This is a genomic window from Mesorhizobium sp. M7A.F.Ca.ET.027.03.2.1 (genome assembly GCF_003999175.1).
Lineage (GTDB): Bacteria > Pseudomonadota > Alphaproteobacteria > Rhizobiales > Rhizobiaceae > Mesorhizobium.
Genome location: NZ_RZOM01000611.1, coordinates 1 through 3,744 on the forward strand (window position 1 = coordinate 1; position 3,744 = coordinate 3,744).

Consider the following 3,744-nt stretch of genomic DNA (forward strand, 5'->3'; position numbering starts at 1 on the left):
GTTCCTGCTCGGCACCGACGCTGTCGGCCGCGATATGCTGTCGCGGCTGATCTACGGCTCGCGGTTCTCGCTCGCCATCGGCTTCGTCGTCGTCACGTCAGCGCTGATCTCAGGCGTCATTCTCGGCCTGCTCGCCGGCTACTGCCGCGGCTGGGTCGACACGCTGATCATGCGCATCATGGACATCATCCTGGCCTTCCCGTCGCTGCTGCTGGCCCTGGTGCTTGTCGCGGTTCTCGGCCCTGGCCTCGTCAACGCCATGATCGCCATCGCCTTTGTGCTGCAGCCGCATTTCGCCCGGCTCACCCGCGCCGCCGTGATGGCCGAGAAGACCCGCGAATATGTCGTCTCGGCCAAGGTCGCCGGGGCCAGCCATCTCAGGCTGATGCTGGTCACCATCCTGCCCAACTGCATCGCGCCGCTGATCGTGCAGGCGACGCTGTCCTTCTCCAACGCCATCCTCGAGGCGGCGGCCCTTGGCTTCCTCGGCATGGGCGCGCAGCCGCCGACGCCGGAATGGGGAACCATGCTGGCCGAAGCGCGCGAGTTCATCCTGCGCGCCTGGTGGGTGGTGACCTTCCCGGGCCTCGCCATCCTGATCACCGTCTTCGCCATCAACCTGATCGGCGACGGCCTGCGCGACGCGCTCGACCCCAAGCTGAAGAGGTCGTGAGCATGCCTCTGCTCGAGATCAAGAACCTCACCGTTTCCTTCGACACCGCGGCCGGACCGTTCATGGCCGTGCAAGGCATCGACCTCTCGATCGAGCCGCGCGAAGTGCTGGCGATTGTAGGCGAGTCCGGTTCCGGCAAGTCCGTGGCGATGCTCGCGGTGATGGGCCTGTTGCCCAACACGGCAACCGTCCAGGCAGACCGCATGGCCTTCGACGGCGTCGATCTCCTGAAGCTCAGCCCGTCCGAACGCCGCAAGATCGTCGGCAAGGACATCTCGATGATCTTCCAGGAGCCGATCGCCAGCCTCAATCCGTGCTTCACCGTCGGCTTCCAGATCGAGGAGGTGCTGCGCTTCCATATGGGTATGGATCGCGCTCAGCGGCGGGCCCGCGCCATCGAATTGATGAAGCTGGTCGGCATCGCCGATCCGGAAGAACGGCTGAGCTCGTTTCCGCACCAGATGTCGGGCGGCCAATGCCAGCGCGTCATGATCGCCATCGCTATCGCCTGCAATCCGAAACTGCTGATCGCCGACGAGCCGACGACGGCGCTCGACGTCACCATCCAGAAGCAGATCCTCGATCTGCTGGTTTCGCTGCAGGCCAAATACGGCATGGGCCTGATCATGATCACCCACAATATGGGCGTGGTGGCCGAGACCGCCGATCGCGTCATCGTCCAGTACAAGGGCCGCAAGATGGAAGAGGCCGACGTGCTGTCGTTGTTCGAATCGCCGAAAAGCAATTACACGCGGGCGCTGTTGTCGGCTTTGCCGGAGAACGCCGTCGGCGACCGGCTGCCGACCGTTTCCGACATGCTGTTCGAGCCGGCCCCCTCTGCCGCGGGAGCCGCCTCATGAACACCACGGTCCTCGAAGGCAAGAACATTGTCCGCGACTACCACATCGGTGGTGGCCTGTTCACCGGGCCGCGTACCGTGCACGCGGTCAAGGGCGTCTCGTTCAAGGTCGACAAGGGCAAGACGCTGGCCATCGTCGGCGAAAGCGGCTGCGGCAAGTCCACGCTCGCCCGCATCATCACGCTGATCGATCCGGCGACGTCAGGCGACCTGTTCATCGACGGCAACAAGGTCGATATCGCCAAGGGCGGATTGACCAAAGAGATGCGCCGCAAGGTCCAGATCGTCTTCCAGAACCCCTATGGATCGCTCAATCCGCGCCAGAAGATCGGCGACGTGCTGGGCGAGCCGCTTTTGATCAACACCGACAAGCCGGCGGCCGAGCGGCGCGACCTGGCGATGAAGATGCTGAAGAAGGTCGGCCTCGGTCACGAGCACTACAACCGCTACCCGCACATGTTCTCGGGCGGCCAGCGCCAGCGCATTGCCATTGCCCGTGCGCTGATGCTCAACCCAAGCCTGCTGGTGTTGGACGAGCCGGTCTCGGCGCTAGATCTTTCCGTGCAGGCACAGGTGCTCAACCTGCTCGCCGACCTGCAGGACGAGTTCCAGCTGACCTATGTCTTCATCAGCCACGATCTGTCCGTGGTGCGCTACATCGCCGACGATGTGATGGTGATGTATTTCGGCGAAGCGGTCGAATACGGCTCGCGCGACGAGGTCTTCGCCGACCCCAAGCACAGCTACACCAGGACGCTGTTCGCCGCGACCCCGCGCGCCGACGTCGCCTCGATCAAGGCAAGACTGGCGAAGAAGAAGGCGGCTTGAGCCAAAACCCAATTACTCTGAACGATTGAGTTTTGCCCGAACACGACTTACGTCTTCCGCGAAGTGGACGGCAGCTTTGCGCCCAAGTCGTCCACCAAACTCTGTTTGCGCGATGCCTGAAAGCTGATAGCAAACCGATCGCGTTTATCTGAGGAAGTCAGTGACCACTTTCACCGTGGCGACCGGATTCTCCTCCATGATCCAATGTCCCGAACCGGGAATGACGCCCTCGGTAACGTTGTCCGCGGCGAAGCGCATCACCGTCGCCATTTGAGTACCGAACGACATTTCTCCTCCGATTGCCAGCAAGGGCATCTTCAGCTTTCCTGACGTTTCCAGGATCGCCTTGTTGTCGAGCGCGTCCTGGTCGAAGGCTGCGAACTGCGCGAAGCCGGAGTGCATCGCGCCCGGCAAAGCGTAGAGAGCGGCGTAGTGCTCACGGGACGCTTCGTCGAAATGTGATGGATCGGCAGAAAACTCGTTCCAAAATCGGTCGAGATAAATCCGCTCCCGACCTGCCACGAGCCGCTCCATATCCGGTCCACCGAACCTGAAATGCCAGAGAAGCGGGTTCTTGAGTATTTCTTCCCAGGGGCCGACGCCGGGAACAGGTGCGTCGATCAGCACAAATTTGGACACCTGATCCCGATGCTGCGCAGCAAAGGCAAAACCCACCATATTGCCAATGTCATGCGTGACGAGATCGACGCTTTGGATATTTAGGCTGCGCAGGACTGCTTCCATGTCGGCAGCCTGAGTTTTCTTGTCGTAGCCAGTCTCAGGATGAGACGACAGACCCATGCCACGTAGATCCGGCACGACGACCATGTGATCCTTTGCCATTTCAACGGCGAGCGGCTCCCACATGTCTCCCGTCTCACCGTACCCGTGCAGCATTAGTACCGCAGGACCGGAACCACCTACGCGCACGTGGATCGTCACACCGTCCGTCTTGACCTCGCGCGTTTCGAAGCTGGCCGGAAACGGTTTAACGTTGGCGCTGGCGGTCTGCGTGGCCAGCAACAGCGCAGTACAAAAGATCAACAGCTTCGACATCGCTTCACTTCCCCATTATCTACCGATCGGTATATAAAAGGCAGATCGATTCACGCGTCAAGCGATAATATACCAGTCGGTACAATAAAGAGAGTGAGTGACTATGGGCAGGCCGAGAGAGTTCGATACCGAGAAAGCACTCGTGCAGGCGATGCGGCTTTTCTGGCGCAAGGGCTACGAGGGCACATCGCTGACTGACCTTACTGAAGAGCTAGGCATTACGCGCCCCAGTCTCTACGCGGCGTTCGGCAACAAGGAAGAGTTGTTCCTGAAGGTGCTCGACCGCTATGACCGCGAGACGTCGCATTTCATCCAGAATGCCTTGGAC

At 61.0% G+C, this 3,744-nt stretch carries 5 protein-coding genes; 4 read left to right on the plus strand and 1 reads right to left on the minus strand.

The features are described from left to right. The 3 genes from EN750_RS23295 to EN750_RS23305 all read left to right on the plus strand — a co-directional run. A partial coding sequence (locus tag EN750_RS23295) for an ABC transporter permease subunit (protein WP_127397771.1) occupies window positions 1-673 on the plus strand: 673 nt, incomplete at its 5' end. A gap of 2 nt (window positions 674-675) precedes the next feature. Continuing rightward, window positions 676-1,533 (plus strand): ABC transporter ATP-binding protein, encoded by an 858-nt coding sequence (locus EN750_RS23300; RefSeq protein WP_127397774.1) that lies wholly within the window; start codon window positions 676-678, stop codon window positions 1,531-1,533. Continuing rightward, window positions 1,530-2,360: a dipeptide ABC transporter ATP-binding protein gene (locus EN750_RS23305; protein ID WP_127397772.1), complete on the plus strand. Its 831-nt coding sequence runs from the start codon at window positions 1,530-1,532 to the stop codon at window positions 2,358-2,360. Before EN750_RS23300 ends, EN750_RS23305 begins: the two co-directional genes overlap by 4 nt. Before the next feature lie 144 nt (window positions 2,361-2,504). Here the strand turns inward: EN750_RS23305 and EN750_RS23310 are convergent, their stop codons facing one another. After that, window positions 2,505-3,416 carry an alpha/beta hydrolase gene (locus EN750_RS23310; RefSeq protein ID WP_127397773.1) on the minus strand — a complete coding sequence of 304 codons (912 nt, stop codon included), beginning with the start codon at window positions 3,414-3,416 and terminating at the stop codon, window positions 2,505-2,507. A gap of 103 nt (window positions 3,417-3,519) precedes the next feature. Between EN750_RS23310 and EN750_RS23315 the strand changes: the two genes are divergently transcribed. Next, window positions 3,520-3,744: helix-turn-helix domain-containing protein (locus EN750_RS23315; protein ID WP_145967854.1), on the plus strand; the 225-nt coding region annotated here is incomplete at its 3' end.

What these genes read in the sequence shown, in the direction of transcription:
- EN750_RS23310 (WP_127397773.1), bottom strand. Translation starts at nt 3,416, where the DNA reads ATGTCGAAGCTGTTGATCTTTTGTACTGCGCTGTTGCTGGCCACGCAG.
- EN750_RS23305 (WP_127397772.1), top strand. Translation starts at nt 1,530, where the DNA reads ATGAACACCACGGTCCTCGAAGGCAAGAACATTGTCCGCGACTACCAC.
- EN750_RS23300 (WP_127397774.1), top strand. Translation starts at nt 676, where the DNA reads ATGCCTCTGCTCGAGATCAAGAACCTCACCGTTTCCTTCGACACCGCG.